Here is a 26,677-nt window from a genome sequence, read left to right as displayed (position 1 = left end):
CCTCTCCACTGCTGTAATCAGGAAACACTGTTCCCGTATCATAAAAACAAAAAGCCCTGAAATCCGCAACCTGCGTATTCCAAGACTCTCAAACGTAAGAGCGCGAGACGGGACTCGAACCCGCGGCCTCGACCTTGGCAAGGTCGCGCTCCACCAACTGAGCCACTCGCGCCTGTCATTTACTGACCGATTTATAATATACTATAAATCCCATCACTTGTCAACACCTTTATGCCCTTAAAATTACGCTTAATACGTACTGACTGTTCGGAAATGTTTTCTGGCTGATCCCTTCCAGTCGGATCAGATCGACATCGAGCCACAGCTCCTCCGCCACCGCCATCATGTTGCTGAACAGAATGCCAAAATTAAGCTCCGTATATTTTCCCAGCTGATTGGACTTATGCCGTTTGGAGAAGACGTGAATTCTGTTGTCATACACAACAAACCTCCACGGCTGGGAATTCATACTGGACGGTGCCAGCCTCCCCGCCTCCAGGAGCTGGTTCATCCAAAGCCTCGGCTTCTCCTTATACACACAGAGTTCTTTCAGGTCCATTCTTTTCGCCTCTGATATTTTACGTGTATATCCCCCTTTGCTTTTGCCGAATGCCACAAGACATACAAGCGTCTTGTCATTTCTCTTTCTCATGGACGGCTTCATCACTTTCATGCCGACGTAGCAGCTTCCCAGCCCATGGCTGCAGAGATAGAGGACCATCTGCTGCATGATATATCCGGCATTCATCATGCATTTCTCCTGCTCAGTTGTATATAAAGCAAGATAGTAGGGGGCCCTGACACTCGCCAGGCCGATACCGCATTTGTTGTCTTTCCGCTTATCTACGATAACCAGATCGGTCTCGATACCGGTGAATAAACCCTCTACTTCCTGATAAAACTTTTTGATTCCATCAAGCACTTTCACGCTGACTACATCCTGTGCGAAGCTGCGCACAGATTTCCTGGCATACACTGCCTCATATAAATTCATAATATCACCCTTATTTTTTTGTAATATTATTGTAACATATCTTTCATTTATTTCAAGATGATAATTATGAATTTTTTCACAACAAACAATAAAATTTATGATTCAACACGGATGACCATACTGAACTCCTGGTCTCCCAGACAGCCATTTTCCCTCAAAACTCTTTTTATCTTCTGGTATAGCTCTCTGTTTTTCTCATCTGTTTCCCCATGATTAAATATAATGGAAACAGATTCCTTCTCCTCCTCCACCATCTGATAGCTTCTCCGGTCGACTGCACCGATCTCTTCCAACACATTCAGCATCCTGTAAACAGTCGCCATGCCAATGTTCTGTCCCTGTCGAACGGCCTCATAGTAAATTTCCTTGCTGGAAGTCCAGTCTGTTTCCAGAATAATCTCAATCAGTTCCCGCCGCTGCTGTGTTACCCGTTTACCTCTTCTACGCAGTTCCTGAATGATTTCCTCCTGTGTCCACATCGTCTTCCCGCCTTTCCGCCTTACCTGACTTTTTTATCCGAATGACATATCGATGCGCCCGAGCACCCTCCGCAGCCGCCCCCGCAGCTGCCGCAGGATTTCCCTGCTTTTTTATCTCTGCGCATACTGCGCACCACCAGCAGGATAATGCCCAATAAGATAAGTCCGATGATTATCGTTGCCAGGTTGTCAGTAATCAATCCGAGCATAATACCCCTTCCTTCTTATATTCAGGCTTTTGCCTTCTTCATGCCTTTCACTGATACATTTAATGTCTTACTCTCTTTATACGGTCTGAAAAGCAGATAGATGAATCCGATCACGAGCAGGAGCGCGACTGCCGTCCCGATGGTAAATCCTCCTCCTGCAATACAGTTCCAGATCTGGTATACGCACAGGGATACCGCATAGGCGAAGACCGTCTGGTAGCCGATCGCAAACCAGGTCCATTTCATACTGTTCATCTCCCGTTTGATCGCTCCGATCGCCGCAAAACAGGGTGCACACAGAAGATTGAACACCAGGAAAGAGTACGCTGCCGCTGCAGTAAAGCTTGCTGAGAGTGTCCCCCAGACTTCCGCACCGTCCTCGGCAACCTCTGCAAAACCGTACAGAATGCCAAACGTACCGACAACATTCTCCTTGGCAACAAGACCCGTGATTGCTGCTACAGCTGCCTGCCAGTTCCCCCAGCCCAGAGGTTTGAACAGCCATGCGAGTGCAGATCCGATCGCAGCCAGAAGACCGTCACTTAAATCTTCTACCATTCCGAATTTTCCATCCACAAATCCAAAATTCGATGTAAACCAGATAAAGATGGTCGATAACAGAATGATTGTACCCGCCTTTTTAATGAAGGACCATCCGCGCTCCCACATGCTGCGCAGTACATTTCCGACAGTCGGCAGGTGATATGCAGGAAGCTCCATAACGAACGGTGCCGGATCGCCCACAAACATCTTCGTCTTTTTTAAAATAATTCCTGAACAGATAATCGCCGCGATTCCGACAAAGTAAGCACTCGGCGCCACCCAGGAAGCTCCTCCGAATAATGCACCCGCGATCAATGCGATAATCGGCAGCTTCGCGCCGCACGGGATAAATGTCGTCGTCATGATCGTCATCTTTCTGTCGCGGTCATTTTCAATCGTTCTGGAAGCCATGACTCCGGGAACCCCGCAGCCGGTGCCGATGAGCATCGGAATAAATGACTTTCCGGAAAGTCCGAATCTGCGGAAAATCCGGTCCATGATAAATGCAATACGCGCCATGTAACCGCATGCCTCCAGAAATGCCAGAAAGATAAACAGCACCAGCATCTGAGGAACAAACCCAAGCACAGCCCCGACGCCTCCGATGATTCCATCCACAATCAGTCCCTGCAGCCAGTCCGCGCAGCCAATGGAAGTCAGCAGATCACTCACAACTCCGGGAATGCCCGGAATCTGAAGTCCAAACAGGCTCCATCCTTCACCAAATACGCCGTCATTTGCCCAGTCAGTCGCCCAGGTTCCAACCGTCGTAACAGACACAAAGTAAACGAGATACATGACCACCGCAAAAATCGGAATCGCCAGGAAACGATTTGTCACAATACGGTCGATCTTATCCGACATCGTAAGCTTCTCTCTGTTCTTTTTCACATAGCATTTTTTTATGACGGATGCAATATATATGTAGCGTTCATTCGTAATAATGCTCTCCGCATCGTCCTCCATCACGCGTTCCGTATCAAGGATAATGTTCTCGACGTCCGGCACATTTGACATCTGTTCCGTAATCTTATCATCCCGTTCAAACAGCTTTACTGCGTAAAACCGTTTCTGTTCCGCAGGAATCTCAGCGCCGATCCGGGTCTGAATCTCTTCCAGCGCCGTCTCTGTTTCTTCTCCAAACGTATGAACGGGCGGCCTGGCGCTTTTATTCTGTGCAATGCGCACTGCCTTTTCCGCCGCATTTTTCACACCGTCACCTTTCAGCGCAGAGATCTCTACGACCTCACATCCCAGTTCTTTCGAAAGTTTCCGGATATCGATCTGATCTCCCTTTTTTCGCACCAGATCGATCATATTGATCGCCATGATTACCGGTATTCCCAGTTCCATCAGCTGTGTTGTGAGATAGAGATTTCTCTCCAGATTCGTTCCATCCACAATATTCAATATTGCATCCGGACGCTCCCCGATCAGATAGTTTCTTGCAACCACTTCTTCCAGCGTATACGGCGACAGGGAGTAGATTCCCGGAAGGTCCATGATCACAACATCTTTCTGACCTTTTAATTTTCCTTCCTTTTTCTCTACTGTTACGCCAGGCCAGTTTCCTACGAATTGATTCGATCCGGTCAACGCATTAAACAGTGTTGTCTTACCGCTGTTTGGGTTTCCCGCAAGCGCTATTTTAACTGACATATGCTGTTCTCCTCCTTAATATTTATTAGTCTTCCCTAACTGTTCACTGCACTTCAATCATCTGTGCATCCGCTTTCCGCAATGACAGCTCATAACCGCGCACATTTACTTCCACCGGGTCACCCAGCGGCGCAACTTTACGAACAAACACCTCTGTTCCTTTTGTAATACCCATATCCATGATCCGGCGTTTGACAGCGCCTTCACCATGAAGCTTCACAACAGAAACTGTCTGCCCGCACTTTACATCTTTTAACGTGTTCATAACTTATGATGTCTCCTTTCCCCTCGTTTTATATCATAATCTTATTTGCCATTTCCCGGCTGATCGCGACACGGGACTCTTTCACATTAACAATCACATTCCCGTTATTCTCCGACACAACAGTTACAGAACTGCCTGCTACGAATCCCAGATTCTCAAGAAAACGTCTTACCTCGTCTTTTCCGCCAATCCGCTTGATGGAATTAATTTCACCTGTTCTCGCCAATGTTAAAGGCATCATCTTCACTCCTTTTCCTAACGTTATTACGATTCATGCATGTCAGGAAAGCTTCTCAGTAAGCCGAGAAACTTTCTTGATAGTTAGCTTTTTCTAACCACTTAAAGATTAGCATCAACTAACCGGAATGTCAATACCTTATTTCCAACTTTTTCTTTTTTTAAAGGGCAATCACCTGCTTATCCTTTGATATTTTTTTATTTCTATGTTATGCTGTATACATCTGTAATGAAAGACCATAATTCAATTATTAGTAAGCCAGCAAGGAGAGATTGAAGTGAAAATACAGGAATCTGCAGAGAATTATCTGGAAACAATTTATATGCTTAGCAGACAGAAACCGGAAGTGCGTTCGATCGACATCGTAAATGAGCTTCATTATTCAAAACCCAGCATCAGTGTCGCCATGAAAAACCTGCGGGAAAATGGCTATATTGAAATGGATAAGGATGGTTTTATCACACTGACTGATGCCGGACGTGAAATTGCCACCACAATGTATGAACGACATACCATGCTGTCAGACTGGCTGGTACACCTTGGCGTAAATAAAGAGACCGCAATCGATGATGCCTGCCGTATCGAGCATGTGATCAGCGCAGAGAGTTTTGAAGCTATCAAGACTCATGCGATACACGGTTTAAAAAAAGGGGACTGATCCCCTTTTTTCTTTTTTATACGCACTGTTTTTCCAGAATGTCTGTCAGTGCTGCTTTACTGCTTGTGTGACAGCGAACGACCGGAATTTCATTTCTTTTCGCCTCCTCCATCGCACACTTCACCATCTTATGCGATACCGTATTCGTAAACAGTACCAGCAGATCCGGTGTACCGATCTTTTTATTCAGATCTGCCGGCATCTGCGTAAATACTTTTGCTTTGCACCGATACTGTTTACAGATTTTTTTATAATAGCAGACCATGCGGTCATGGCCGCCCACGATCACAACACTCATAGTAATTCCCCCTGTTTTATGCCGCCTTTCCCACGAGACCGGCGAGCTGTCTTCCCAAATTCAGGCACATCTCTTTTGCCTGGTCATCCGGCGCCTCCACACAGATTGCATTTTCTCCTCCGAATACCGATGCTCCTGCATTCTCCATCCGTGTTACCCAATTGCGCATCCATTCGCCATCGCCCCATCCGTAAGAACCAAACAGTGCAATTTTTTTGCCTCCCGCAAATCTTTCTACTTCCTCTACAAAAGGTTCCATGATGGTTTCTTCCAGTTCCTCTGCGCCCATCGACGGGCAGCCAAGTGCAAAGGCCTGGTATTCTTTCAAATCCGCGGCCTTCATCTCATCCACCGGTATCACGCTCACGGACTGTCCTGCATCCCGCACGCCCTGTCCGATCAGCTCTGCCATCTCCTGTGTGTTCCCCGAACCGCTCCAATACGTTACAACTACCTGATTCATAATCTGATTCCTCCTTATTTTTCTCAAACTTATACTGCTATTACGGCATGATTCGGTATCATTTGCCATACATGTTTTCCCTGATACAGTTCCTTCAGCATCTGCTGTTTTACACTCGTATATACAGAAAACAGTTTACGTGCCTCTGCTTCATTTTCGTAGACCTTCCAGTACCCGCAGTACAGAAAATCCCTGCCGCGATGCCGGATAAAACCTTTGACATCACCAAGCGGATATCCCAGGAAGATTCCCATCTCATGCGGAAATTCCATGCTTTTTTGTTTGTAGGACTGAAACCGGCGCCCGAGCAGCCAAAGCGCTTCCTCTACATCCCGGTATCGATATCCGAAGCACCTCAGAAATTCCATCTTTGGTTTATCTGACAATATCTTCTCCAGACTTTCTCTCCGATACAAAAGCCATACAGAATTTCCTGCACCGTCTGACAACAGTCGGCAGCCAACCGGTGTTCCTTCCAGCATGCGGGCGATCTCTGCAATATTTCCATCTTTCAGAATCAAAATATTGGATGGTTTCACCCCTGCCAGAACCGGAGCACACTGCCTGGCAATCTGAATCTCAATACTCTCCTGCATCCAGTTATGCATGTTATGTTACCTCCTGGCAATTCCAATAGTTAGTTCCAACTAACTTACAGTTATCATAACCGCTTATGTAACATATGTCAATATTTCTTATTGATAAAAAACACCGCATAGCGATTGCCAGTCCGAGCAAAGTGTGCTATGTTAATCCTTAGATGTCAGAATTGCACAGGATGCGAAGCAGAGGAGCAATCCGAGGCATCATCCCTTTAGTAAAAACTGCAGCACTAATATTATGGAGGAATCAATGAAATCTTTAGTCATAGCTGAAAAACCTTCGGTAGCAAGAGACATCGCACATGTCCTTCACTGCCAGAAAAAGTTAAATGGAGCGCTGGAAGGCCCGCAGTATATCGTCACCTGGGCTCTCGGGCATCTGGTCACGCTCGCTGACCCGGAGGATTATGATAAGAAATATAAGGAATGGAAGCTGGACGTGCTTCCCATGATGCCGGATAAAATGGAACTGGTTGTCATCAGACAGACTGCCAAACAGTACAACGCCGTGAAATCCCAGCTGTTCCGCCAGGATGTGAATGATATTATCATCGCCACGGACGCCGGGAGGGAGGGGGAACTTGTCGCCAGATGGATTCTGGAAAAATCCGGATGCCGCAAGCCCATCAGGCGGCTCTGGATTTCCTCAGTCACCGACAAGGCGATCAGAGACGGATTCGCTCACTTAAAAGACGGGCGGGAGTATGACAACCTGTACGCTGCTGCTGTCAGCCGTGCAGAGGCCGACTGGCTCGTAGGGATCAACGCCACCAGGGCACTTACCTGCAAGTATAACGCCCAGCTCTCCTGCGGCCGTGTCCAGACCCCTACCCTCGCAATGATCGCAAAGCGTGAGGAGGAAATACGCAGCTTCAGGCCTGAGGAGTACTATGGTCTCAGCCTGCTGTCCGGCAAGGTGAAATGGGCCTGGCAGGATATAAAGAGCGGAAGTTTCCGTACTTTCTCAAGAGAGCATATTGATATGATAGCCAGAAAAATGGATTCGGGAAGCCTGACCGTGACTTCCGTTGAAAAATCCGCCAAAAAAACGTATGCCCCTGGTCTGTATGATCTGACAGAACTGCAGCGGGACGCCAACCGGCAGTTCGGCTTCTCCGCCAAAGAGACTCTGAACATCATGCAGCGCCTGTATGAAAACCATAAGGTACTGACATATCCCCGGACTGATTCCCGCTATATCGGCAGCGATGTTGTCGGTACCCTGAAAGACCGCCTGCGCGCATGTTCTGTAGGACCGTACAAAAAACTCGCCGGCAGTCTGATCATGAAACCCCTCGCCGCGAATGCCTCCTTTGTCAACGACAAGAAGGTCAGCGACCATCACGCCATCATACCGACGGAACAGTTTGTTCAGATGGAGCACATGACGAATGAAGAAAAGAAAATCTATAACCTTGTAGTGCGCCGCTTCCTGGCAGTACTATACCCGCCCTTTGAATACGAACAGACAACGCTGCACGCCGAGGCATGCGGGGAACATTTCACAGCAAAAGGAAAAGTCGTAACGTCATCCGGATGGAAGGAAGTCTACGAAAATCAGCTGCATGAGGATGACGAGGATGAGATAGCAGAATCCGCTTTAAAAGATCAGACGCTCCCCTGTCTTTCCAAAGGGGAAACGTATCCCATCCAGAATGTTTCTGTGACTTCCGGAAAGACGAAGCCCCCTGCGCCGTTCAATGAAGCCACTCTGCTTTCCGCAATGGAAAACCCGGTGAAATATATGGAGAGCAGGGATGCAAAAGCGGCCAGAACACTCGGAGAGACAGGAGGGCTCGGCACAGTAGCCACCCGTGCCGACATCATCGACAAACTGTTCAACAGTTTCCTGATGGAAAAGAGAGGTAAAGATATCTTTGTCACCTCCAAGGCGAGACAGCTGCTGAAACTGGTACCGGAAGATCTGAAAAAGCCTGAACTGACAGCTGACTGGGAGATGCGCCTCTCCCAAATCGCCAAAGGCACTCTGAAGAAAGAAACATTTCTGAAAGACATCAGTACTTACACGACAGATATCATTCAGGAAATCAAAACTGCCGATGGAACTTTCCGGCATGACAACCTGACGAACACGAAATGCCCTGAATGCGGAAAACGCATGCTGTCCGTCAACGGCAAGAACAGCCGGATGCTGGTCTGTCAGGACAGGGAATGCGGTCACCGTGAAACGATTTCACGCACCAGCAATGCCCGCTGTCCCAAATGCCATAAGAAGATGGAGCTCTACGTAAAGGGCGGTGAGGACACCTTCATCTGCCCGTGCGGCTACAGGGAAAAGCTTTCCGCCTTCAAAAAACGCAGGGAAAAAGAAGGCGCCGGCGTCAACAAAAAAGACGTCCAGCGCTATCTGAAACAACAGCAAAAGGAAGCGGAAACTCCGATCAACAATCCGTTCGCATCCGCTTTTGCTAACCTGAAGATTGATAAGTAATAATTATGCCTTCGTGATTTTAGTCGGGAACTCTTTGTTCCCGACTTTTCTTCTTTCCGGCAGCTTTATACCAGTTCAGAAAATTCGTTCAGATATCTTTCAAACACCTTCAACGCCTCTTCCACCGGCTGCGGGCTGGTCATATCTACACCGCAGATCTTCAGCAGATCGATCGGGTCTTTTGAGCTGCCGCCGCTTAAAAACTCCTTATATTTTTCCACAATACCGGGTTCACCGTTTAAGATCCTGCTGCTGATGGCGATGGCGGCTGAAAATCCCGTCGCATACTGATAGACATAAAACGGTGTATAGAAATGTGGAATTCTCGCCCATTCCATGGCAATCTCCGGATCGACCACCATCTCCTCCCCAAAATACCGGCGGTTCAGACCGAGATAAATTTCACACAGCACATCTGCTGTCAGGCTCTGACCCTCCTGTCCCATCTGATGAACCTTCTGCTCGAATTCTGCAAACATGGTCTGGCGGTAAAGAGTACTCTTAAACTGATCCAGAAAATAGTTGATCAGATATCTCTTCTCCTGTACATCAGCAGCATGCTCCAGCAGATCATGAATCAACAGGGCTTCGTTGCAGGTGGAAGCCACTTCCGCGACAAAAATACGGTATCCGGCATATGGGTACGGCTGTACCTGATCGGAGTAATGGCTGTGGATCGCGTGACCCATCTCATGCGCCAGCGTAAACACATGATTCAGGCTGCCGTTGTAATTCAGCAGCACATACGGGTGTGTTCCGTACGCGCCCCAGGAATACGCACCGCTCCTCTTTCCCTGATTTTCGTACACATCAATCCAGCCCTGTCCGAATCCTTCATCCAAAAGCCTCAGATAATCTTCTCCGAGCGGCGCAAGTCCCCTGCGCACGATCTGTTTTGCCTCCTCAAAAGAGTAACGGTTATCCTTCTGCATCACCAGCGGTACATGAAGATCATACATATGCAGCTCATCCACACCCAGCACCCGTCTGCGCAGTGCCACATACCGATGCATAAGATCCATGTGGCTGTGTACCGCCTCGATCAGCCTCTGATACACAGAAACCGGGATATTGCCCCCGTCGAGTTCCATTTCCATTGAGGAACCGTAATTTCGCATTTCAGCAAAAAAGCGTTCCTGCTGTACGTTTGCATCAAATGCTGCGGCCAGTGTGTTTTTAAACTGTTTATAAGCCGCATACACTTTCTCAAATGCCTCTCTTCTCACGCGCACATTCTGACTTTCCAGAAACGGTATATAACGACCGTGTGTCAGCTGAACCGTCTTCCCGTCCTCATCTGTCACAGTACCAAAATCCAGATCAGCATTGTTGAATACCTGAAAAATATTCTGAGGGGCATTTCCCATATTTGCCGCCTTCGCAAGTACGCTTTCCATCTCCTTTGAGAGAATATGCTCCCGCATCCTGCGCTTTTCCTGCAGGTATCGCCTGTAAAGGTTCAGCGGTTCATACCCGGCAAGATAACGCTCCATCACCTCATCCGAAATCCCCAGAATCTCCGGTTCCATAAATGAAAGTGCTTCCCCGACGCGGCTCATTAGTACCTGTGCACGCATCACAAGCTGCTGATACCTGCTGTCTCCCATATCCTCATGATTCTTCTGCCCGGCATAGACGTAGACTCTCTCCATAAGCATGGAAATCTCGTCCTGCTCCCTGAGCGCCGTGTACAGCTGCTGTGCACTCCCGGCAAGTGTTCCCGCAAATCTTCCAAACTCAGAAGCCAGTCTTTCCAGTTTTGAAAAATCTGCCTCCCAGTCATCATCTGACGCATACAGATCCTCTATCCTCCACTTATCCTGCAAAGCAACTTCATCACGCTTCGGCAGCCGTTTTGTTTCCGGCATATTATCTTCCTCTCTTTCCTTTTAATCAGATCAGAGAGCCGTTGTAGATACAACAGCTCTCTGATAGTTTGCTCCTATTAGTGGTGGAATAAACGGATTCCGGTAAATGCCATCACCATCTGATATTTGTTGCAGCACTCGATCACCAGATCGTCCCTCACAGAGCCTCCCGGCTGTGCCACGTATTTTACCCCGCTCTTTTTCGCGCGTTCAATATTATCTGCGAACGGGAAGAACGCATCTGAACCGAGTGTTACCCCGTTCATCTGATCCAGCCATGCACGCTTCTCTTCACGTGTGAATACCTCGGGTTTTACTTTGAAGATCTTCTCCCATGTGCCGTCCGCCAGCACATCCATATATTCATCGCCAATATAGACATCGATCGCATTGTCGCGTTCCGGTCGGCTGATCGTTTCTACAAACTGAAGATTCAAAACATTCGGACTCTGACGAAGCAGCCAGTTATCCGCCTTCTGGCCGGCAAGCCGTGTGCAGTGCACGCGTGACTGCTGTCCCGCACCGATCCCGATCGCCTGTCCGCCTTTCACGTAACACACGGAATTAGACTGTGTATACTTAAGCGTAATCAGAGCAATCTTCATGTCCCTCAGTGCATCTTCCGGTATCTCTTTGTTTTCCGTTACAATGTTGGAGAGAAGTTTATCATCGATCGGAAGTTCCTGACGTCCCTGTTCAAACGTAATGCCGTACACTTCTTTATGTTCCAGCGGAGCCGGACAGTAATCTGTATCGATCTGGATGACATTGTAATTTCCTTTTTTCTTTTCTTTCAGGATAGACAGCGCCTCGTCCGTATACCCGGGTGCAATCACACCGTCAGAGACTTCATGACGGATCAGTCCCGCCGTCTCTTTGTCACAGATATCAGACAATGCGATAAAATCGCCGAATGAGGACATTCTGTCTGCACCCCTGGCTCTCGCATAGGCACACGCAAGCGGTGTGAGCTCGTCTTTGTTTTCAACCCAGTAAATCGCCGCCATCGTATCGTCCAGCGGGAGACCGACCGCTGCACCTGCCGGTGATACGTGTTTAAAGGAGGTTGCCGCCGGAAGTCCTGTCGCTTCCTTCAGCTCTTTTACCAGCTGCCATCCGTTAAACGCATCCAGAAAGTTAATATATCCCGGTTTGCCGTTCAGCACGGTGATCGGAAGCTCGGAACCATCTGCCATATAGATTTTAGACGGTTTCTGATTCGGGTTACATCCATATTTTAATTCTAATTCTTTCATCTTCCACTCTCTCCTGTATCGACTACTGATTCTTATTCATGATTTTCGTTTCATACGTTCCCGCTGCGATATCAATATAGCGCACAAACAGCGATACCTTGTTGTCCTCGTTCAGGCTGTTCCAGAGCATGTCAGTAAACGCATCCATATCATCCTGGATCTCTACAGTCTTTGGCTCCCCTTCAAAACTCGGGAGAGGATCACCGTCACACATGTAAGTGTGAATAAAATGCCCTTCGCCGGCTGCCGGATTTTCATATGAAAAAGTAAATCTGCTGCAGCTGTCCGGACATCCGTTATTGCTTTTCAGGATCGACATTTCATAGCTGTAGTTTCCGTCTTTTACATACATCACACCGGAAATACGAGGGGTATAGTTCGGCGCATCCGGTTCAAACTCCCTGCATCTTAAGGACTGTTCGAATGTCAGTCCCCTTTCCATTCCCTCATAGACTGTATCCGTCTGATCTCCGTTAGTCACGATCGTCTTGTCGTCCAGCACGCGTACCGGTGCATAAATGATCAGACTCGGATCAGTCAGTTTTGACGGGTCAAATGCCTGCGTCCGGATCCCTTTTCCCTCTTCAGCAAAGATACGGTTCCTGCTGTTTTCACTTCTTCCCATGATAAAATAAGCCGTGACAGCTTTCGTTCCGTCTTTTGATCTTCCGATGACAATTCCCCTGCCGGGATATGCATTTCCTTTTAATTCCTTCTCCAAAGATATCGTCTGCATGTTTTTATCCTTTCTCCCTTGTGATCAATGCTCTGTAATATTCAAGTACGCTCTGGCGGACCTCAGATAACTTTTCTGCATAATTCACCATTTTTCAACTAATAATCTTATGTTACAGCAAAAATAGCCTTTTTGCAATCATATTACTCAAAAACAGAATTCATTACCTATTTTCTTAACCCTCTACAATTTTCACATAGAATTTGCGGTATCTGGGACCATCGTACTCACAGAAATAGATATCCTGCCATGTACCGAGTATCAGTTTTCCTTCTTCCACAATGACCGTGGCAGACGCTCCCATTGCAGATGATTTCATATGAGCATGGCTGTTTCCTTCAAAGTGACGGTAATTTCCATCCTGTGTCGGGAAAACTTTTTCGTACCCATACAGCAGATCTCTCTGGACATCGGGATCTGCGTTTTCATTGATCGTGATTCCCGCGGTCGTATGAGGACAAAAAATCACTGCGATGCCCGATGCCACGCCCGATTTTTTGAGATCCTCACGCACATATTTTGTGATCTTCACCATCGTCTGCGGTGAGGCCACGTTAATCTCATGTTTAAACAGATTCATGTTTCCTGCTCTCCTCCACATCTTTTTGGAATTGTTTCCACGCATCTTCATTTTCAACAAAGTATTTCGGACAGTCTTTGCCCGTCACATCATAGTGACGAATGACCTCATCCGCCGGCACATCAAAGCGGCTGCACAGCCAGGCAGTCAGCTTCACCAGAGAATCATACGTTTTGTCTGTAAATTTTCCGGTCTCGTCCGGATGGCAGCACTCGATAGACAGTGTGTCACCATTGCGGTCATTTGATGCATAAGATATCTCCGTACTCGGAATACACTGGATGATCTCCCCATCCAGTCCTATGACAAAATGGCTGCTGGCCTTTGTCGTGTGCTCATCCTTCAGACCCTCAAAGTAATTGCGGTTGGCCTGCGCCGTACTGCCGGGATTTGCCGTATAGTGAATCACAATCCCCTTCACCTTTTCAAGAGGTATCCCGGGTCTTGAGTATTCATTGACGGTGAGGAGCTGCACATCCAGAGGAGGTGCACCCTCCCAGTCTTCCCCGCCAAGAACATCAGCCGATGCCCCACGTGTGTCACTTTTCTTTGAAAATAGCAGCCGATAGCCTGCCGCAACCACAATAATGACCGCCAGCGCTGAAAGAATCAGCAGTAAGATTGCTCTGTTCCTCTGCCGTATTCTCTGCTGTCTCGTCATTCTCCGCCCCTGATTTGTATACCCTCGTCCTTTGCCCATGCGCTTTCCTCTTAATGTCTGTCAAGTAAAATGGCGACAACAATCTTTTCTTCAGATTCCCGTCGCCATTTTTATTCCGTAATTGAAACTGTTCAGTACGGCTCGCCGTCCTGAACTGTTACCCTTAATTATTCATCTACACTGTAGTTCGGAGCCTCTTTCGTAATATGAATATCATGCGGATGAGATTCTTTCAATGAAGCTGCTGAAATCTTAATAAATTTGCCTGTCTCGATCATTGCCTGAATGGTCGGAGCTCCGCAGTAGCCCATACCGGAGCGCAGTCCGCCGATCAGCTGGAACACGGTATCTTCCACATGTCCTTTATAGGCAACTCTTCCCTCGACACCTTCCGGTACCAGTTTCTTTGCGTCTGTCTGGAAATAGCGGTCTTTGCTTCCGTTTTCCATCGCCGCAATCGATCCCATGCCGCGGTATACTTTATATTTTCTTCCCTGATAAAGTTCAAATTCTCCGGGGCTTTCATCACAGCCTGCAAAAATACTTCCCATCATACAGACGTTCGCACCTGCCGCAATCGCTTTTGTAATGTCACCTGAGTACTTGATACCTCCGTCAGCGATGATCGGAATCCCGAACTCAGAGGCAGCTTTGTAACAATCCATCACAGCTGTGATCTGAGGAACACCGATTCCTGCAACCACACGAGTCGTACAGATGGATCCCGGTCCGATTCCCACTTTCACACCGTCGACGCCAGCCTTGATCAGATCTCTTGTCGCCTCTTCCGTAGCTACATTTCCTGCAATCACCTGAAGCTCCGGATATTTTTCCTTGATCTCGCGCACCGTCTTCAGAATATTCGCAGAATGCCCGTGCGCAGAATCGATCACGATCACATCAACTCTGGCATTCACCAGTGCATCCACCCGGTCCATAAAGTTGGATGTGATCCCGACTGCCGCTCCGCACAGAAGACGTCCCTGCTCATCTTTGGCTGACAGCGGATATTTGATCTGTTTTTCAATGTCCTTGATCGTAATAAGGCCTTTCAGGTTGAAATCTTTATCTACGATCGGAAGTTTCTCTTTTCTCGCTTTGGCAAGAATTCTCTTTGCCTCATCCAGCGTGATGCCTTCCGGAGCTGTAATCAGCCCGTCAGATGTCATGGATTCTTTGATCTTCTTTGAAAAATCTTCTTCAAATTTAAGATCACGGTTCGTAATAATTCCAACAAGTTTGCGGCCTTCCGTGATCGGAACACCGGAAATTCTGAATTTCGCCATCAGATTGTTGGCATCCTCCAGTGTATGTTCGGGTGAAAGGAAAAATGGGTCTGTGATTACTCCGTTCTCAGAACGTTTTACTTTGTCTACCTCGTCTGCCTGCTGCTCTATGGACATATTCTTATGAATAATTCCAATACCGCCCTGCCGCGCCATTGCGATCGCCATACGATGCTCGGTAACGGTGTCCATACCCGCACTCATCATCGGAATATTCAGCTTTACTTTTTTTGTCAGCCAGGTTGATAAATCTACCAGATTAGGAGTCACTTCTGAATATGCCGGCACCAGCAGCACGTCATCAAAAGTAATTCCTTCCCCAATAATCTTTCCCATTTTTCATTCCTCCGTTTCTTACTTGTTCACTCGTGTTTTTACTGATTGTTCCTTAGTGTAACAAAAATCGAGTCCTGTGTCAATTGCCTTTCTATGCAGTATACCACAAAAAGCGCAAAGAATAAACCAGGACTCAAAAATCCTGTACCGGAACGCCAAACATGGCTGATTCCAGTACAGGATTCTATTATAAGACTTCTTTTGCTGCGTCAGGGATTACATCATACCCATTCCCTGTCCGCCGCCTGCCGGCATCGGAGGAACATCCTCTTTAATGATCGATACCACAGATTCTGTTGTCAGCAGAGTAGCTGCAACGCTCGTTGCATTCTGCAGGGCACTTCTTGTAACTTTTACAGGATCCAGGATTCCGGCTTTCACCATATCCACATACTCTTCGTTGTATGCGTCAAAACCGATACCTGCTTCTGCCTCTTTTACCTTGTTAACGATGACAGATCCATCAAGTCCTGCATTTGCCGCAATGTGATACAGCGGAGATGTCAGTGCTTTTACGATGATCATAGCACCAGTCTTCTCGTCTCCATCCAGCTCTTCCGCCAGTTTTGTAACTTCAGCTGTTGCGTGTACATAAGCAGAACCGCCGCCTGCGATGATACCTTCCTCTACAGCTGCTCTTGTAGCTGCCAGAGCATCTTCCATGCGCAGTTTCGCTTCTTTCATCTCTGTCTCGGTAGCAGCTCCTACGCGGATTACCGCAACACCGCCTGCCAGTTTCGCAAGACGTTCCTGTAATTTCTCTTTATCAAAGGAAGAAGTTGTTGTCTCGATCTCGCTCTTGATCTGATTAACTCTTGCCTTGATCGCATCTTTATCGCCGGCACCGTCAACGATAATGGTGCTTTCTTTCTTAACTTTCACAGATTTTGCCTGTCCCAGATCATCCATGGTGATTTCTTTCAGATCCAGTCCGAGTTCTTCAGAGATCACTTTACCGCCTGTCAGAATCGCAATATCTTCAAGCATTGCTTTTCTTCTGTCACCGTAACCCGGAGCTTTCACTGCAGCCACTGCGAAAGTACCTCTCAGTTTGTTGACGATCAGAGTTGTCAGAGCCTCGCCTTCCACGTCTTCTGCGATAATCAGCAGTTTGTTTCCGGATTTAACGATCTGTTCCAGAATCGGAAGCAGGTCCTGAATGTTGGAGATTTTCTTATCTGTAATCAGGATGTATGGATTATCCAGTACAGCTTCCATCTTATCCATATCTGTTGACATATATGCGGACAGATAACCTCTGTCAAACTGCATACCTTCTACGAGATCCAGCTCTGTCTGCATGGTTTTGGATTCTTCGATCGTGATAACACCGTCGTTTGATACTTTTTCCATTGCATCAGATACAAGTTCTCCAACCTGGTCATCGCCGGAAGAAACAGCTGCTACTCTTGCGATCTGTTTTTTACCGTCAACTTTTTTACCCATGGCAGCGATCACTTCCACTGCCTTATCTGTTGCTTTTTTCATACCTTTTCTCAAAACGATCGGGTTTGCGCCTGCTGCCAGGTTTTTGATTCCCTCGTTGATCATCGCCTGTGCGAGTACAGTTGCAGTTGTTGTACCATCACCTGCTACATCGTTTGTTTTCGATGCAACTTCGCGGATGAGCTGTGCACCCATGTTTTCAAAGCCGTCTTCCAGTTCGATTTCTTTTGCGATCGTAACACCGTCGTTTGTGATCAGCGGATTGCCATAGGATTTATCAAGTACTACATTTCTTCCTTTCGGTCCCAGTGTCACCCTTACTGTATTTGCTAACTGGTTAACACCGCTTTCCAGTGCCGCTCTCGCTTCTGCTCCGAATTTAATTGCTTTTGCCATAATTCTCTGTTCCTCCAGTCTTCTTATTTAACTACAGCCAGGATATCCTGCTGTTTAATGATAATCAGTTCTTCTCCGTCGATTTTCACTTCAGTTCCTGCATATTTAGAAAATACAACCTGGTCGTCAACGGCAACTTCCATTTTCACATCTTCAGTTCCAGGTCCCACTGCTATCACAGATGCCATCTGCGGTTTTTCCTGTGCCTGTCCCGGAAGTACAATTCCTGATGCTGTGGTCTCTTCTGCTACTAACTGTTTTAATACAACTCTGTCTCCTAATGGTACTAATTTCATTCTATATTGCCTCCTTTTTTAAATCTTTTCATTTTATTAGCACTCACTTGATTTGAGTGCTACTTGATAAATCATATATTAGTGAACCTGCGGAATTTTAGCAACTTTGTCTTTTGTCATTAATCAGGTATTATTCTTTAATTAGCTCTTATATACTCTTTTTTTCTTACGTTTTCTCACTTTTACATTTTTTACGTTTTTTTCGGGAACATTCTATAGTATGAGCACTTTTTCTAAAAAAGAATACCGCCTCCGTAAAACTTTGTTACGGAGGCGGTATTCTGCCGGTTAATCTCAGATCGTTTTTTCTCCCTGTTTTCCGTTTTTGCTGTTCTTAAGTTCTTCCAGCTCATCGAAAATCACGTCGTTCAGGACCTTAATGTAAGTACCCTTCATTCCGCTGGACCTGGACTCAATCACACCGGCACTTTCGAATTTGCGAAGTGCATTGACGATGACAGACCGGGTGATCCCAACCCTGTCGGCAATCTTGCTTGCGACCAGAATTCCCTCATTTCCATCCAGCTCATCAAAGATATGGATAATTGCTTCCATCTCGGAAAAGGACAGTGTGTTAAACGCTGATTTGACAACCTGTACTTTTCTGGCTTCCTCAGCATTCTCTTCGTTGACAGAACGCATCATCTCCAGACCCACGACAGTTGTGCCGTATTCACTTACGATAATGTCTTCAATATCATAAGGTGCGTTGCTGCGGTACATAAACACAGTTCCCAGGCGTTCGCCTGCGATATCGATCGGCGTGATGATCGCCTGATAGCGGCTGACATTGTTGCTGATAAATCCAAGTGTCTCGAGATTGACATTCTCCTTGGTCGACAGAACACTTAAAAATCTGTCATTCAGCAGCGAGTCGACATACCCGCCCACACTGTCATCGATCAGCTCCGTAATCTCCTCCACTCCAGGGCAAAGGCTGACCCCCAGCACCTTTCCTTTCCGGCTGATAACCAGAATATTGGAATCCAGGGTTTCCATCATCACCTTACAGATATCGTTAAAGACTACTTTAGTAGAGTTGTTATTGTGTAATAGCTTATTAATTTTTCGAGTTTTATCTAGTAATTGTACACTCATTAGCGCTCCTTTCCTGCACCAGCATCTTATATTATTTATACTTTATCACATATTAAATGTAAAATCAATAATATTTCTTATATATTTTCATATTATTAAGTAATTTCTGACAATTGATATTGCATGTATGATATCGGCTGTTTTTAGACAAATCGGCAGTCTCCATCGCAGAAAGAGCCGCCAGGCGACAGCTCTGACGGCTCTTTTTTATTTTTTCGTCACATAGCCACACTGTTCATTATGGCACACCAGCTTATTGCCCTTTTCAACCATATAACCGCCGCATTCCGGACACGGCTGATCGGACGGCTTCTGCCAGGACATGAATTCACATTCCGGATTATCCTCACAACCGTAATACTTTCTTCCTTTTTTTGTTTTGCGCAGAACTACTTCCTTACCGCAGACCGGACATTTTACGCCGATCTTTTCCAGATACGGCTTCGTATTGCGGCATTCCGGAAATCCCGGACATGCCAGAAATCTTCCGTGAGGACCGTACTTGATCACCATGTTGCGTCCGCACTCCTCGCAGATGACATCCGTCACCTCGTCCTCTATTTTATATTCCTCCAGCTCCTTTTCCGCCTCGGCAACCGCCTGTGCAAGGTCCGGATAAAAATTCCTGACAATTGTCTTCCAGAAGATGCTCCCATCCTCTACCCCGTCAAGAAGAGCTTCCATATTTGCTGTAAAGTTAACGTCCACAATACTCGGGAACGCTTCCTTCATCATATTGTTGACCACTTCTCCGAGCTCTGTCATATAGAGGTTCTTATTCTCTTTGACCAGATATCTCCTGCCCAGCAGTGTCGTGATCGTCGGTGCGTACGTACTTGGCCTTCCGATACCAAGTTCCTCCATCACCTTGACAAGCGACGCCTCCGTGTAGTGGGCCGGGGGCTGAGTAAAATGCTGCTGGCTTATGAATTCTTCGAATTTCAACTCTGTATTTTCTTCAATACTGCGCACCAGAGCATTGTTCTCTTCTTTTTCTTCATCACTCTGTACGTAGACGGACATAAAACCATCAAATTTAATTCTGGATGCGGCAACCGTAAAATAATACTCACCGCCTGCAATCTTAACAGAAACCGTCTCGTAGACTGCCGGGGTCATCCGGCTGGCGGTAAAACGTTTCCATATTAGCTGATAGAGGCGAAACTGGTCTCTTGTAAGAGACTCTTTCAGCATGGCGGGAAGTCTTGTGACATCTGTCGGCCTGATCGCCTCATGTGCATCCTGCACATTGCTCTTTTCCTTCTGTGCCTGCTGACCGGCATCCGCCGCGTATTCTTCCCCGTACTGTTCCCTGATATACTCATAAGCCGTGACCTTCGCCTCCTCAGAAACCCTTGTGGAATCGGTACGCAGATAGGAGATGACGCCGACGGTTCCGTTCCCCTTGATGTCAATCCCTTCATATAACTGCTGTGCAAGCCTCATCGTCTTCTGAGTAGAGAAATTAAGCGTTTTTGCCGCTTCCTGCTGCAGTGTACTCGTGGTAAACGGCAGCGGAGCCTTTTTGACGCGCTCGCCCTTTTTAACCTCGGCCACACGATACGATACATCTTTGAGCTGTCTCTGGATCTCTTCCAGTTCCTCTTTCGAGTTAATCGCAATTTTCTCTTTTTCTTTTCCATAAAACCTGGCTGTCAATGGTTTTTTAGCGCCGGCGACCTGAAACTGGGCGTCCATGCTCCAGTACTCCTGAGGGATGAACACATTGATCTCATCTTCACGGTCCCCGATAATACGCAGTGCAACAGACTGGACACGGCCCGCACTCAGTCCGCGTTTGATCTTTGCCCAGAGCAGCGGACTGATACGATACCCCACCATGCGGTCGAGCACACGTCTCGCCTGCTGCGCATCCACAAGTTTCATATCGATATCTCTCGCATGTTTGATGGACTCTTTAACAGCTGACTTTGTTATCTCATTAAAAGTGATCCTGCGCATTTTCTGATCTTCCAGCTTCAATGCCTTGGACAGATGCCAGGAGATAGCTTCCCCCTCGCGGTCGGGGTCAGTCGCCAGATATACTTTATCGGCTTTTTTCGCTGCCTTGCGAAGACCGGCAAGAAGCTCCCCTTTTCCTCTGATCGTAATATATTTCGGTTCGTAATCATTTTCTATATCAATACCGAGCTGACTCTTCGGTAAATCTCTTACATGTCCAAATGAAGCAGCGACTTCATAATTCTGTCCCAGGAACTTCTTCACTGTTTTTACTTTCGCTGGTGATTCTACAATCACAAGATATTTTGCCACAACAGCCTCCTATATCATATATTTACTGTGAAAGTCCCGCCAAGCGGCGATTGCGGTAGTCCGAAGGACGGAGCAATCGACTTTCATTTATGGTGATGACGCCGTCAGCGGACATCACCGTTTACTTTGACATACCAATTTCGGAATGGCTCGGATATTCTCCCCGCGAGCTGCAGTTCCAACAAAATTCCCATCGTTTTTTCTGCTGAAAACGGCACTTCCTCTAAAATTGTATGCAAATCTTTCGGTTGTAAATCTACACAACTATACACCAAATCCAAATCTCTTGCAAGTCCTAATACTGTATTTTTCTCAGTACGCATGCGGTTTTCCTGCAAAACTCCAAATTGCTCAAGCAGCGTCCAGGGGCTGCAGGCAATGCCCGCTCCCTGTGCGATCAGTCTGTTACATCCGGCGCTTAAGGCGTCTGTGACTCTTCCGGGAACCGCGAATACATCCTTGCCCTGTTCCAGTGCAAAATCAGCCGTGATAAGGGAACCGCTCTTTTCCTTTGCCTCTATCACCAGTACAATATCCGCCAGGGCGCTGATAATCCGGTTTCTCATGGGGAAGTGTCTCCGAAGGGGTTTTGTACCCTGCGGGAATTCCGATATCAGTCCCCCTGTCTTCGGTATCGTTTCATATATGTGCCGATTGCAGGCCGGATAACAGATATCGATTCCGCATCCAAGCACGGCGTAAGTTGGTCCGCCCGCTTCCAGCGCTCCGCCGTGTGCACTCCCGTCCACCCCCTGCGCCATTCCGCTGATAACAGACACTCCATGAGCGGACAGCACACGCGCGAACTCCTGTGCCTGAATCCTACCATACTGGCTGCACATCCTTGCCCCCACAATCGCCACAGCCGGCTCGCGGCCCGGAAGCTCCCCTCTTACAAAAAGTTCCCTGGGCATCCCGCTGTATTCCGTCAGTCTTTCGGGATACCCCGGCTTTCCTCTTTGCACACGGCGAACCTCATCTTTCACTTTCGTATCCTCCTGACTTTTCATCCAGACTCCGGTAACAGACAGCCTCACTGATATGCTTTTTTCTTATAACCCCGCTTTCCTCGAGGTCAGCCGCAGTTCTCGCTACCTTTATAATTTGATGATATGCTCTTACACTCAGCCTCATACATTGAAATGCCTGTCCCAGAAGTATTTCTGCCTCCTCATCCACGGGACAGAACCGGCGGATCCCCTCCGCATCCAGCTGTGCGTTGAACCGGATCTTACTGTTCTGATACCGCTTTTTCTGGATCTCATGGACGCGCATGACTTCCCGGCGCATCCCGGCAGAGCCAAGGCATGACCCGTCCCCCTTCAGATCGCGGTACGATACCAGCGGCACTTCCGCACACAGATCAATCCGTTCCATCAGCGGCTTGCTGATCCTGCTTCTGTATCTGTGAATCTCCGATTCCGTACAGCTGCAGCGGTTCAAGTCCGGATAGCAGCCGCACGGACAGGGATTCATCGCTGCAAGCAGAAGAAAGGACGCCGGGAACCGGAAGGTTCCATTCAGCCTGGCGATCGTGATCTCCCGCTCCTCGAGGGGCTGACGCAGAATTTCAATGCTTTTTCTCGGCATTTCCGCCAGCTCATCGAGAAACAGCACGCCGTGATGTGCAAGCGTCACTTCCCCCGGAGTCGGAATCCTTCCGCCCCCCGCGAGGGCCTGTGGGGATACCGTATGATGCGGCGCCCGAAACGGACGCTTCTGCACGATCCCTCCCTCGGGCAGGGTGCCTGCAATGCTGTGAATCTTCATCACCTCCAGACTCTCCTCCCTGCTCATCGGAGGAAGTATGGACGGCATCCTTTTTGCGATCATCGTTTTACCGGAACCGGGCTGTCCGCAGAGGAGCAGATTATGAAAGCCGGATGCCGCCAGCAGAACAGCTCGTTTCACCTCTTCCTGACCGCTGATCTGCGCATAATCGAGTTCCTCGTATGGCTCCTCCTGCATTTCCCGGAAGTTTTTGCCCTGTGCAGGCAAGGTCCCGTAACAGGCAAATGCGAGAAATTCCTCCAGACTGGAAAGCCCGATGACCCGGATACCCTCCACGATGCTTCCCTCCGCCTGATTCACAGCCGGAACAAGGCAGGTATGGCATCCCTCTTTTTTTGCGCTGAGCACCGCGGGCAGAATCCCGTTCGCCCCCCGGATACAGCCATCCAGTCCCAGTTCGCCCATCACCAAAACTCCCTGCATCGAATCCGGGGGGATTCTTCCGACGGCAAGCAATATTGCAGCTGCCACCGGCAGATCAAAGCCATTCCCTTCTTTTCTCAAATCTGCCGGTGCGAGATTGATCGTGACACGCTTCGGCGGGATCATGAGGCCTGCATTTCTAAGCGCCGTGCGGACTCGTTCCTGCGCCTCTTTGACCTGTGCAGTTGCGTATCCTACAATGGAAAAGCAAGGAAGCCCGCTGCTGACATCAGCCTCCACATATACTTTCCGAGCCTCCACGCCCCAGATCGCAGCCGATATTACGCTACTGAACATAGACGTTCCTCCTAAATTGTAACATGTAATGGGATCATCATGCCGGAACCGGCAGATTCAGAATTATTGATAGTTGGATTTTATCATACTGCCTGTCAAATTGCAACCGAAAACAGGTGGAAAAGCACGAAAAGCCTTTTCGCGACATAAGATAAAATAAATCCTTTCGAGGTGCTGTTTTTGAAAACATTTCAAAAGCCACTGACTATTGAGGAGGAACGACAATATTTCCAAAAATACAAACAGGGCGACATGGATGCTAAAAACATCCTGATCGAGCGCAACCTGCGGCTGGTTGCACATATTGTCAAAAAATACCAGGGAACAGACACCGACACGGATGATCTGATCTCCATCGGTACGATTGGCCTGATCAAAGCCATTTCCACGTTCGACAGCGATAAGGGGAACCGGCTTGCTACATACGCAGCACGTTGTATAGAAAATGAGCTTCTCATGATGTTCAGGGGCAAAAAAAAGACCTCCAGGGAGGTCTCTCTTTATGAACCGATCGGTACTGACAAGGAGGGGAATGAAATTCATCTCCTCGACATTATAGAAAGCGGCAGCGCTGACGCAGCCGATACCTGCGCATTGAAAGAAGATATCGCAAAACTCTATGCACTGATGGAATCAGCCCTGTCCGAGCAGGAATACTTTGTCCTGAAACTCCGCTACGGTCTGTACGGTGAGTCGGAATACACACAGAAAAAGATAGCAGAGAAGATGGGAATCAGCCGCTCTTATGTTTCCCGCATCGAAAAAAATGCCCTGCTAAAGCTCAGACGCTGCTTCCTGTCTCCTTAGGATATCGTAGCGTTCAAGCCCGCTTCCGACATCGATCCATAAGCTTTGCTGAGGATGGGGTGCACTTTCCATCGCATTGCCCTCCTCATCAAAGATGCCCCGGACCGTTACCCGCAGATTCCTGCCATCCGGCTTCATCACCTCTATCATTTCACCGACCGAAAATTTATTCCGCTGGGAAATGTGGAACTGTCCGCATTCATTCTGATCCCCGATGATTCCCAGGTAAGTGTATTCTTTTACATAAGTATTGTTGTCATAAATCTGAGCGGACTCATCCGGCTTACCGAAGAAAAAACCGGTGGTAAACTGCCGGTAAGTGCAGCTTACGATCTGATCCCGGTACCCGTCCATATTCGATTCATATAATCCGGGGTCCTTCAGATAATCGTCGATTGCCCTGCGGTATGTCCGCGCCACAGTGGCAACATACAGCGCAGTCTTCATCCTGCCCTCTATTTTGAAACTGTCGATACCCGATTCGATCAGTTCAGGAATATGTTCAATCATACATAGGTCCCTGGAATTAAAAATATACGTTCCGCGTTCATTTTCGTAGACGGGCAGATATTCTCCCGGCCGCTGCTCTTCCACCACATAGTATTTCCACCGGCAGGGGTGTGTGCATGCTCCCTGATTCGCATCTCTGCCGGTAAAATAATTGCTGAGCAGGCAGCGCCCTGAGTAGGAGATGCACATCGCTCCGTGTACAAAAGTCTCAATCTCCATATCTTCCGGAATATTCCCGCGGATTTCCCTGATCTCCTCAAGCGACAGCTCGCGGGCGGATACGACGCGCTTCGCACCGAGTTCATGCCAGAACCGGTATGTCCCGTAATTCGTATTATTCGCCTGTGTACTGATATGACGCTCAATTTCCGGACAAACCTCTTTTGCAATCATAAAAACGGCTGGATCTGCAATGATCAAACCGTCCGGCGCAAGTTCTTTCAGTTCTTCAAAATACCTGCGCACACCCGGCAGGTCCTCATTATGTGCAAGGATATTTGCAGTCACATAGATTTTTACGCCATGCTCATGCGCAAATGCAATTCCTTCCCGCATATCCTCCATGGAAAAATTCCTGGCTTTCGCCCGAAGGCCGAAGGCCTCACCGCCGATATAAACGGCGTCGGCCCCGAATACCACAGCCACTTTTAATACCTCAAGGCTGCTGGCAGGCACCAGCAATTCCGGTTTTCTCATCATCGGTCCCCTTTCGCACACTGACTGTCACACCATCTCCCAGCGGCAGTACAGCAGTCGACAGCTCTGCCCGGTGTTTCAACTCATACAGATATTCTCTCATACGTTTATGAATGGTACGGTTGCGTCTCTCGACTGCAAAACGTGATTCGATAATATCGCCATCCTGCAGTACATTATCCGAGACAAGCAGCGCTCCCGGCGCCATCAGACGCAGGATCTGCGGCAGGAAATGAAGATACTGGCCCTTTGCCGCATCCATGAAGATGAAGTCAAAAGGGCCATCCAGTGTCTCTAAAATCTCTGCTGCATCCCCCGGTATCAGGGTGATGCAGTCCTCCCGCCCGGCGCGCAGAAAATTTTCACGCGCCAGCGGAATTCTTTTTTCATAGTTTTCAATCGTTGTGATATGGCATCTTACCGGATTATACTCGCACATCAACAGCGCAGAAAATCCGACGGCAGTCCCCACTTCAAGGATCCGTGCAGGTCTCTTCAGGGCGAGCAGCACTTTCAGGAAACTCTGCATCTCCCTTCTGACCACAGGCACCAGGTCCAGGCGCGCCTGACGCTCCAGCATTTCCAGAAAAGGGGTGTTGCCGGTATCCAGCGAATTGATATATGTCGTCATTCTCTCATCCACGATCATTCTTCGCTTTCCTCCTCTTCTGCAGACATGATCTCAATCATCTCATCCGGTGTCTGCGCAGTACTGAGCGTATACCGGCCTGTCTTTATCTTACCGCGGTAATCCGAAAGCTGCTCCTGCACCCAGAAGATCACCGGATCTTCGATCAGTCCCTTGCTCTCCAGGAGTTTCCCGATCTGATATACGGACATACCCTCCTGAACAATGACTTCCACCTCTTTTGCCCTCGCCTCGGATGTCATAGGCTCCTGGTCAAAGACAGCGTATCCGAAACTGTATGCAGTTTTCCCGAGCAGAGCGATTGCTACAAACACAAGTACCCAGATCAAAACACGGATCGTTTTTCCTGCTTTTTTGACCGCAGACTGAGGTCCTGCATTTTGCTTCTTCTTTTTTGCCATGCCTTCTCCT

The 26,677-nt window shown here is 48.0% G+C and carries 27 protein-coding genes and 1 tRNA gene; 3 read left to right on the top strand and 25 right to left on the bottom strand.

Annotation, left to right across the window (positions count from 1 at the left end; genetic code table 11):
• Positions 1-99: 99 nt before the first annotated feature.
• The 7 genes from NQ502_RS16385 to NQ502_RS16355 form a co-directional block, all read right to left on the bottom strand.
• Positions 100-172 (bottom strand) — tRNA-Gly (locus tag NQ502_RS16385).
• 57 nt (positions 173-229) lie between these two features.
• Complete coding sequence (locus NQ502_RS16380) at positions 230-994, bottom strand: nitroreductase family protein (protein WP_028527320.1); 765 nt, start codon at positions 992-994, stop codon at positions 230-232.
• 95 nt (positions 995-1,089) lie between these two features.
• Positions 1,090-1,473 (bottom strand): Fur family transcriptional regulator, encoded by a 384-nt coding sequence (locus tag NQ502_RS16375; protein WP_083963122.1) that lies wholly within the window; start codon positions 1,471-1,473, stop codon positions 1,090-1,092.
• Between the two features lie 20 nt (positions 1,474-1,493).
• The gene (locus tag NQ502_RS16370; protein WP_044982927.1) at positions 1,494-1,682 is read right to left on the bottom strand and encodes a FeoB-associated Cys-rich membrane protein; all 189 of its coding nucleotides are present in this window, start codon (positions 1,680-1,682) and stop codon (positions 1,494-1,496) included.
• 21 nt (positions 1,683-1,703) lie between these two features.
• Positions 1,704-3,884, bottom strand: coding sequence for a ferrous iron transport protein B (feoB, locus tag NQ502_RS16365; protein WP_028527322.1), 2,181 nt, complete (start codon positions 3,882-3,884; stop codon positions 1,704-1,706).
• A gap of 43 nt (positions 3,885-3,927) precedes the next feature.
• Positions 3,928-4,149 (bottom strand): FeoA family protein, encoded by a 222-nt coding sequence (locus NQ502_RS16360; protein ID WP_028527323.1) that lies wholly within the window; start codon positions 4,147-4,149, stop codon positions 3,928-3,930.
• Between the two features lie 28 nt (positions 4,150-4,177).
• The gene (locus NQ502_RS16355) at positions 4,178-4,390 is read right to left on the bottom strand and encodes a FeoA family protein (RefSeq protein WP_341349383.1); all 213 of its coding nucleotides are present in this window, start codon (positions 4,388-4,390) and stop codon (positions 4,178-4,180) included.
• Positions 4,391-4,664: 274 nt separating this feature from the next.
• Between NQ502_RS16355 and NQ502_RS16350 the strand changes: the two genes are divergently transcribed.
• Positions 4,665-5,045, top strand: a complete 381-nt coding sequence (locus NQ502_RS16350; RefSeq protein ID WP_028527325.1) for a metal-dependent transcriptional regulator — start codon at positions 4,665-4,667, stop codon at positions 5,043-5,045.
• 16 nt (positions 5,046-5,061) lie between these two features.
• Here NQ502_RS16350 and NQ502_RS16345 read toward each other — a convergent pair whose 3' ends face one another.
• The 3 genes from NQ502_RS16345 to NQ502_RS16335 are packed head-to-tail and all read right to left on the bottom strand — an operon-like array spanning position 5,062 to position 6,414.
• The gene (locus NQ502_RS16345; RefSeq protein ID WP_028527326.1) at positions 5,062-5,343 is read right to left on the bottom strand and encodes a DUF2325 domain-containing protein; all 282 of its coding nucleotides are present in this window, start codon (positions 5,341-5,343) and stop codon (positions 5,062-5,064) included.
• A 16-nt stretch (positions 5,344-5,359) separates the two neighbouring features.
• Positions 5,360-5,806, bottom strand: a complete 447-nt coding sequence (locus tag NQ502_RS16340; RefSeq protein WP_028527327.1) for a flavodoxin — start codon at positions 5,804-5,806, stop codon at positions 5,360-5,362.
• Between the two features lie 29 nt (positions 5,807-5,835).
• Entirely contained in the window at positions 5,836-6,414 is a 579-nt protein-coding gene (locus NQ502_RS16335; protein ID WP_028527328.1) for a DUF3793 family protein, read from the bottom strand.
• Between the two features lie 244 nt (positions 6,415-6,658).
• On the opposite strand from NQ502_RS16335, the gene NQ502_RS16330 reads away from it, so the two are divergent.
• Complete coding sequence (locus tag NQ502_RS16330) at positions 6,659-8,860, top strand: DNA topoisomerase III (RefSeq protein WP_028527329.1); 2,202 nt, start codon at positions 6,659-6,661, stop codon at positions 8,858-8,860.
• Between the two features lie 65 nt (positions 8,861-8,925).
• On the opposite strand, the gene pepF is transcribed toward NQ502_RS16330, so the two are convergent.
• The 12 genes from pepF to NQ502_RS16270 all read right to left on the bottom strand — a co-directional run bounded on the left by pepF (position 8,926) and on the right by NQ502_RS16270 (position 23,604).
• Entirely contained in the window at positions 8,926-10,728 is a 1,803-nt protein-coding gene (pepF, locus tag NQ502_RS16325; protein ID WP_044982928.1) for an oligoendopeptidase F, read from the bottom strand.
• A 77-nt stretch (positions 10,729-10,805) separates the two neighbouring features.
• Positions 10,806-11,984, bottom strand: coding sequence for a phosphoribosylaminoimidazolecarboxamide formyltransferase (locus NQ502_RS16320; protein WP_028527331.1), 1,179 nt, complete (start codon positions 11,982-11,984; stop codon positions 10,806-10,808).
• Positions 11,985-12,006: 22 nt separating this feature from the next.
• A complete protein-coding gene (locus tag NQ502_RS16315) occupies positions 12,007-12,720 on the bottom strand; it encodes an IMP cyclohydrolase (protein ID WP_028527332.1) in 714 nt (237 codons plus the stop codon).
• Between the two features lie 175 nt (positions 12,721-12,895).
• Positions 12,896-13,300, bottom strand: a complete 405-nt coding sequence (locus tag NQ502_RS16310; RefSeq protein WP_028527333.1) for a secondary thiamine-phosphate synthase enzyme YjbQ — start codon at positions 13,298-13,300, stop codon at positions 12,896-12,898.
• Positions 13,287-14,000, bottom strand: a complete 714-nt coding sequence (locus tag NQ502_RS16305) for a peptidoglycan recognition protein family protein (RefSeq protein ID WP_028527334.1) — start codon at positions 13,998-14,000, stop codon at positions 13,287-13,289. Before NQ502_RS16305 ends, NQ502_RS16310 begins: the two co-directional genes overlap by 14 nt.
• A gap of 128 nt (positions 14,001-14,128) precedes the next feature.
• Complete coding sequence (guaB, locus tag NQ502_RS16300) at positions 14,129-15,583, bottom strand: IMP dehydrogenase (RefSeq protein WP_028527335.1); 1,455 nt, start codon at positions 15,581-15,583, stop codon at positions 14,129-14,131.
• A 216-nt stretch (positions 15,584-15,799) separates the two neighbouring features.
• Entirely contained in the window at positions 15,800-17,425 is a 1,626-nt protein-coding gene (gene groL / locus NQ502_RS16295) for a chaperonin GroEL (protein ID WP_028527336.1), read from the bottom strand.
• A 23-nt stretch (positions 17,426-17,448) separates the two neighbouring features.
• Positions 17,449-17,721 carry a co-chaperone GroES gene (locus NQ502_RS16290; RefSeq protein ID WP_028527337.1) on the bottom strand — a complete coding sequence of 91 codons (273 nt, stop codon included), beginning with the start codon at positions 17,719-17,721 and terminating at the stop codon, positions 17,449-17,451.
• Positions 17,722-18,015: 294 nt separating this feature from the next.
• A complete protein-coding gene (codY, locus tag NQ502_RS16285) occupies positions 18,016-18,819 on the bottom strand; it encodes a GTP-sensing pleiotropic transcriptional regulator CodY (protein ID WP_028527338.1) in 804 nt (267 codons plus the stop codon).
• 207 nt (positions 18,820-19,026) lie between these two features.
• Complete coding sequence (topA, locus tag NQ502_RS16280) at positions 19,027-21,093, bottom strand: type I DNA topoisomerase (protein ID WP_028527339.1); 2,067 nt, start codon at positions 21,091-21,093, stop codon at positions 19,027-19,029.
• 104 nt (positions 21,094-21,197) lie between these two features.
• Entirely contained in the window at positions 21,198-22,079 is an 882-nt protein-coding gene (gene dprA, locus NQ502_RS16275; protein WP_044982929.1) for a DNA-processing protein DprA, read from the bottom strand.
• Entirely contained in the window at positions 22,069-23,604 is a 1,536-nt protein-coding gene (locus tag NQ502_RS16270; protein WP_028527341.1) for a YifB family Mg chelatase-like AAA ATPase, read from the bottom strand. Before NQ502_RS16270 ends, dprA begins: the two co-directional genes overlap by 11 nt.
• A 171-nt stretch (positions 23,605-23,775) precedes the next feature.
• On the opposite strand from NQ502_RS16270, the gene sigK reads away from it, so the two are divergent.
• A complete protein-coding gene (gene sigK / locus NQ502_RS16265; RefSeq protein WP_423219143.1) occupies positions 23,776-24,411 on the top strand; it encodes an RNA polymerase sporulation sigma factor SigK in 636 nt (211 codons plus the stop codon).
• On the opposite strand, the gene NQ502_RS16260 is transcribed toward sigK, so the two are convergent.
• Genes NQ502_RS16260 through NQ502_RS16250 form a run of 3 tightly spaced genes read right to left on the bottom strand, consistent with a single transcriptional unit; the run spans position 24,379 to position 26,667 of the window.
• Positions 24,379-25,617 carry a peptidase U32 family protein gene (locus NQ502_RS16260; protein WP_044982930.1) on the bottom strand — a complete coding sequence of 413 codons (1,239 nt, stop codon included), beginning with the start codon at positions 25,615-25,617 and terminating at the stop codon, positions 24,379-24,381. The two genes, sigK and NQ502_RS16260, sit on opposite strands and share 33 nt — an antisense overlap.
• Positions 25,577-26,266 carry an O-methyltransferase gene (locus tag NQ502_RS16255; protein ID WP_028527344.1) on the bottom strand — a complete coding sequence of 230 codons (690 nt, stop codon included), beginning with the start codon at positions 26,264-26,266 and terminating at the stop codon, positions 25,577-25,579. Before NQ502_RS16255 ends, NQ502_RS16260 begins: the two co-directional genes overlap by 41 nt.
• Positions 26,263-26,667, bottom strand: coding sequence for an endolytic transglycosylase MltG (locus NQ502_RS16250; protein WP_028527345.1), 405 nt, complete (start codon positions 26,665-26,667; stop codon positions 26,263-26,265). The genes NQ502_RS16255 and NQ502_RS16250 overlap by 4 nt, the downstream gene beginning before the upstream one ends.
• Positions 26,668-26,677: the final 10 nt, after the last annotated feature.

The sequence above is a fragment of the Ruminococcus gauvreauii genome, assembly GCF_025151995.1.
In the GTDB taxonomy this organism is placed as follows: domain Bacteria; phylum Bacillota; class Clostridia; order Lachnospirales; family Lachnospiraceae; genus Ruminococcus_G; species Ruminococcus_G gauvreauii.
Note: the sequence above shows the minus strand (reverse complement) of the source record. Positions and strands in the feature narration are given on the sequence as shown.

What these genes read in the sequence shown, in the direction of transcription:
- feoB (WP_028527322.1), bottom strand. Translation starts at nt 3,884, where the DNA reads ATGTCAGTTAAAATAGCGCTTGCGGGAAACCCAAACAGCGGTAAGACA.
- NQ502_RS16345 (WP_028527326.1), bottom strand. Translation starts at nt 5,343, where the DNA reads ATGAGTGTTGTGATCGTGGGCGGCCATGACCGCATGGTCTGCTATTAT.
- guaB (WP_028527335.1), bottom strand. Translation starts at nt 15,583, where the DNA reads ATGGGAAAGATTATTGGGGAAGGAATTACTTTTGATGACGTGCTGCTG.
- NQ502_RS16255 (WP_028527344.1), bottom strand. Translation starts at nt 26,266, where the DNA reads ATGATCGTGGATGAGAGAATGACGACATATATCAATTCGCTGGATACC.
- NQ502_RS16360 (WP_028527323.1), bottom strand. Translation starts at nt 4,149, where the DNA reads ATGAACACGTTAAAAGATGTAAAGTGCGGGCAGACAGTTTCTGTTGTG.
- NQ502_RS16370 (WP_044982927.1), bottom strand. Translation starts at nt 1,682, where the DNA reads ATGCTCGGATTGATTACTGACAACCTGGCAACGATAATCATCGGACTT.
- NQ502_RS16310 (WP_028527333.1), bottom strand. Translation starts at nt 13,300, where the DNA reads ATGAATCTGTTTAAACATGAGATTAACGTGGCCTCACCGCAGACGATG.
- pepF (WP_044982928.1), bottom strand. Translation starts at nt 10,728, where the DNA reads ATGCCGGAAACAAAACGGCTGCCGAAGCGTGATGAAGTTGCTTTGCAG.
- NQ502_RS16335 (WP_028527328.1), bottom strand. Translation starts at nt 6,414, where the DNA reads ATGCATAACTGGATGCAGGAGAGTATTGAGATTCAGATTGCCAGGCAG.
- NQ502_RS16270 (WP_028527341.1), bottom strand. Translation starts at nt 23,604, where the DNA reads ATGTTCAGTAGCGTAATATCGGCTGCGATCTGGGGCGTGGAGGCTCGG.
- NQ502_RS16305 (WP_028527334.1), bottom strand. Translation starts at nt 14,000, where the DNA reads ATGGGCAAAGGACGAGGGTATACAAATCAGGGGCGGAGAATGACGAGA.
- NQ502_RS16355 (WP_341349383.1), bottom strand. Translation starts at nt 4,390, where the DNA reads ATGATGCCTTTAACATTGGCGAGAACAGGTGAAATTAATTCCATCAAG.
- NQ502_RS16320 (WP_028527331.1), bottom strand. Translation starts at nt 11,984, where the DNA reads ATGAAAGAATTAGAATTAAAATATGGATGTAACCCGAATCAGAAACCG.
- NQ502_RS16340 (WP_028527327.1), bottom strand. Translation starts at nt 5,806, where the DNA reads ATGAATCAGGTAGTTGTAACGTATTGGAGCGGTTCGGGGAACACACAG.
- NQ502_RS16250 (WP_028527345.1), bottom strand. Translation starts at nt 26,667, where the DNA reads ATGGCAAAAAAGAAGAAGCAAAATGCAGGACCTCAGTCTGCGGTCAAA.
- NQ502_RS16375 (WP_083963122.1), bottom strand. Translation starts at nt 1,473, where the DNA reads ATGTGGACACAGGAGGAAATCATTCAGGAACTGCGTAGAAGAGGTAAA.
- NQ502_RS16260 (WP_044982930.1), bottom strand. Translation starts at nt 25,617, where the DNA reads ATGAGAAAACCGGAATTGCTGGTGCCTGCCAGCAGCCTTGAGGTATTA.
- NQ502_RS16290 (WP_028527337.1), bottom strand. Translation starts at nt 17,721, where the DNA reads ATGAAATTAGTACCATTAGGAGACAGAGTTGTATTAAAACAGTTAGTA.
- codY (WP_028527338.1), bottom strand. Translation starts at nt 18,819, where the DNA reads ATGAGTGTACAATTACTAGATAAAACTCGAAAAATTAATAAGCTATTA.
- NQ502_RS16315 (WP_028527332.1), bottom strand. Translation starts at nt 12,720, where the DNA reads ATGCAGACGATATCTTTGGAGAAGGAATTAAAAGGAAATGCATATCCC.
- NQ502_RS16330 (WP_028527329.1), top strand. Translation starts at nt 6,659, where the DNA reads ATGAAATCTTTAGTCATAGCTGAAAAACCTTCGGTAGCAAGAGACATC.
- NQ502_RS16380 (WP_028527320.1), bottom strand. Translation starts at nt 994, where the DNA reads ATGAATTTATATGAGGCAGTGTATGCCAGGAAATCTGTGCGCAGCTTC.
- groL (WP_028527336.1), bottom strand. Translation starts at nt 17,425, where the DNA reads ATGGCAAAAGCAATTAAATTCGGAGCAGAAGCGAGAGCGGCACTGGAA.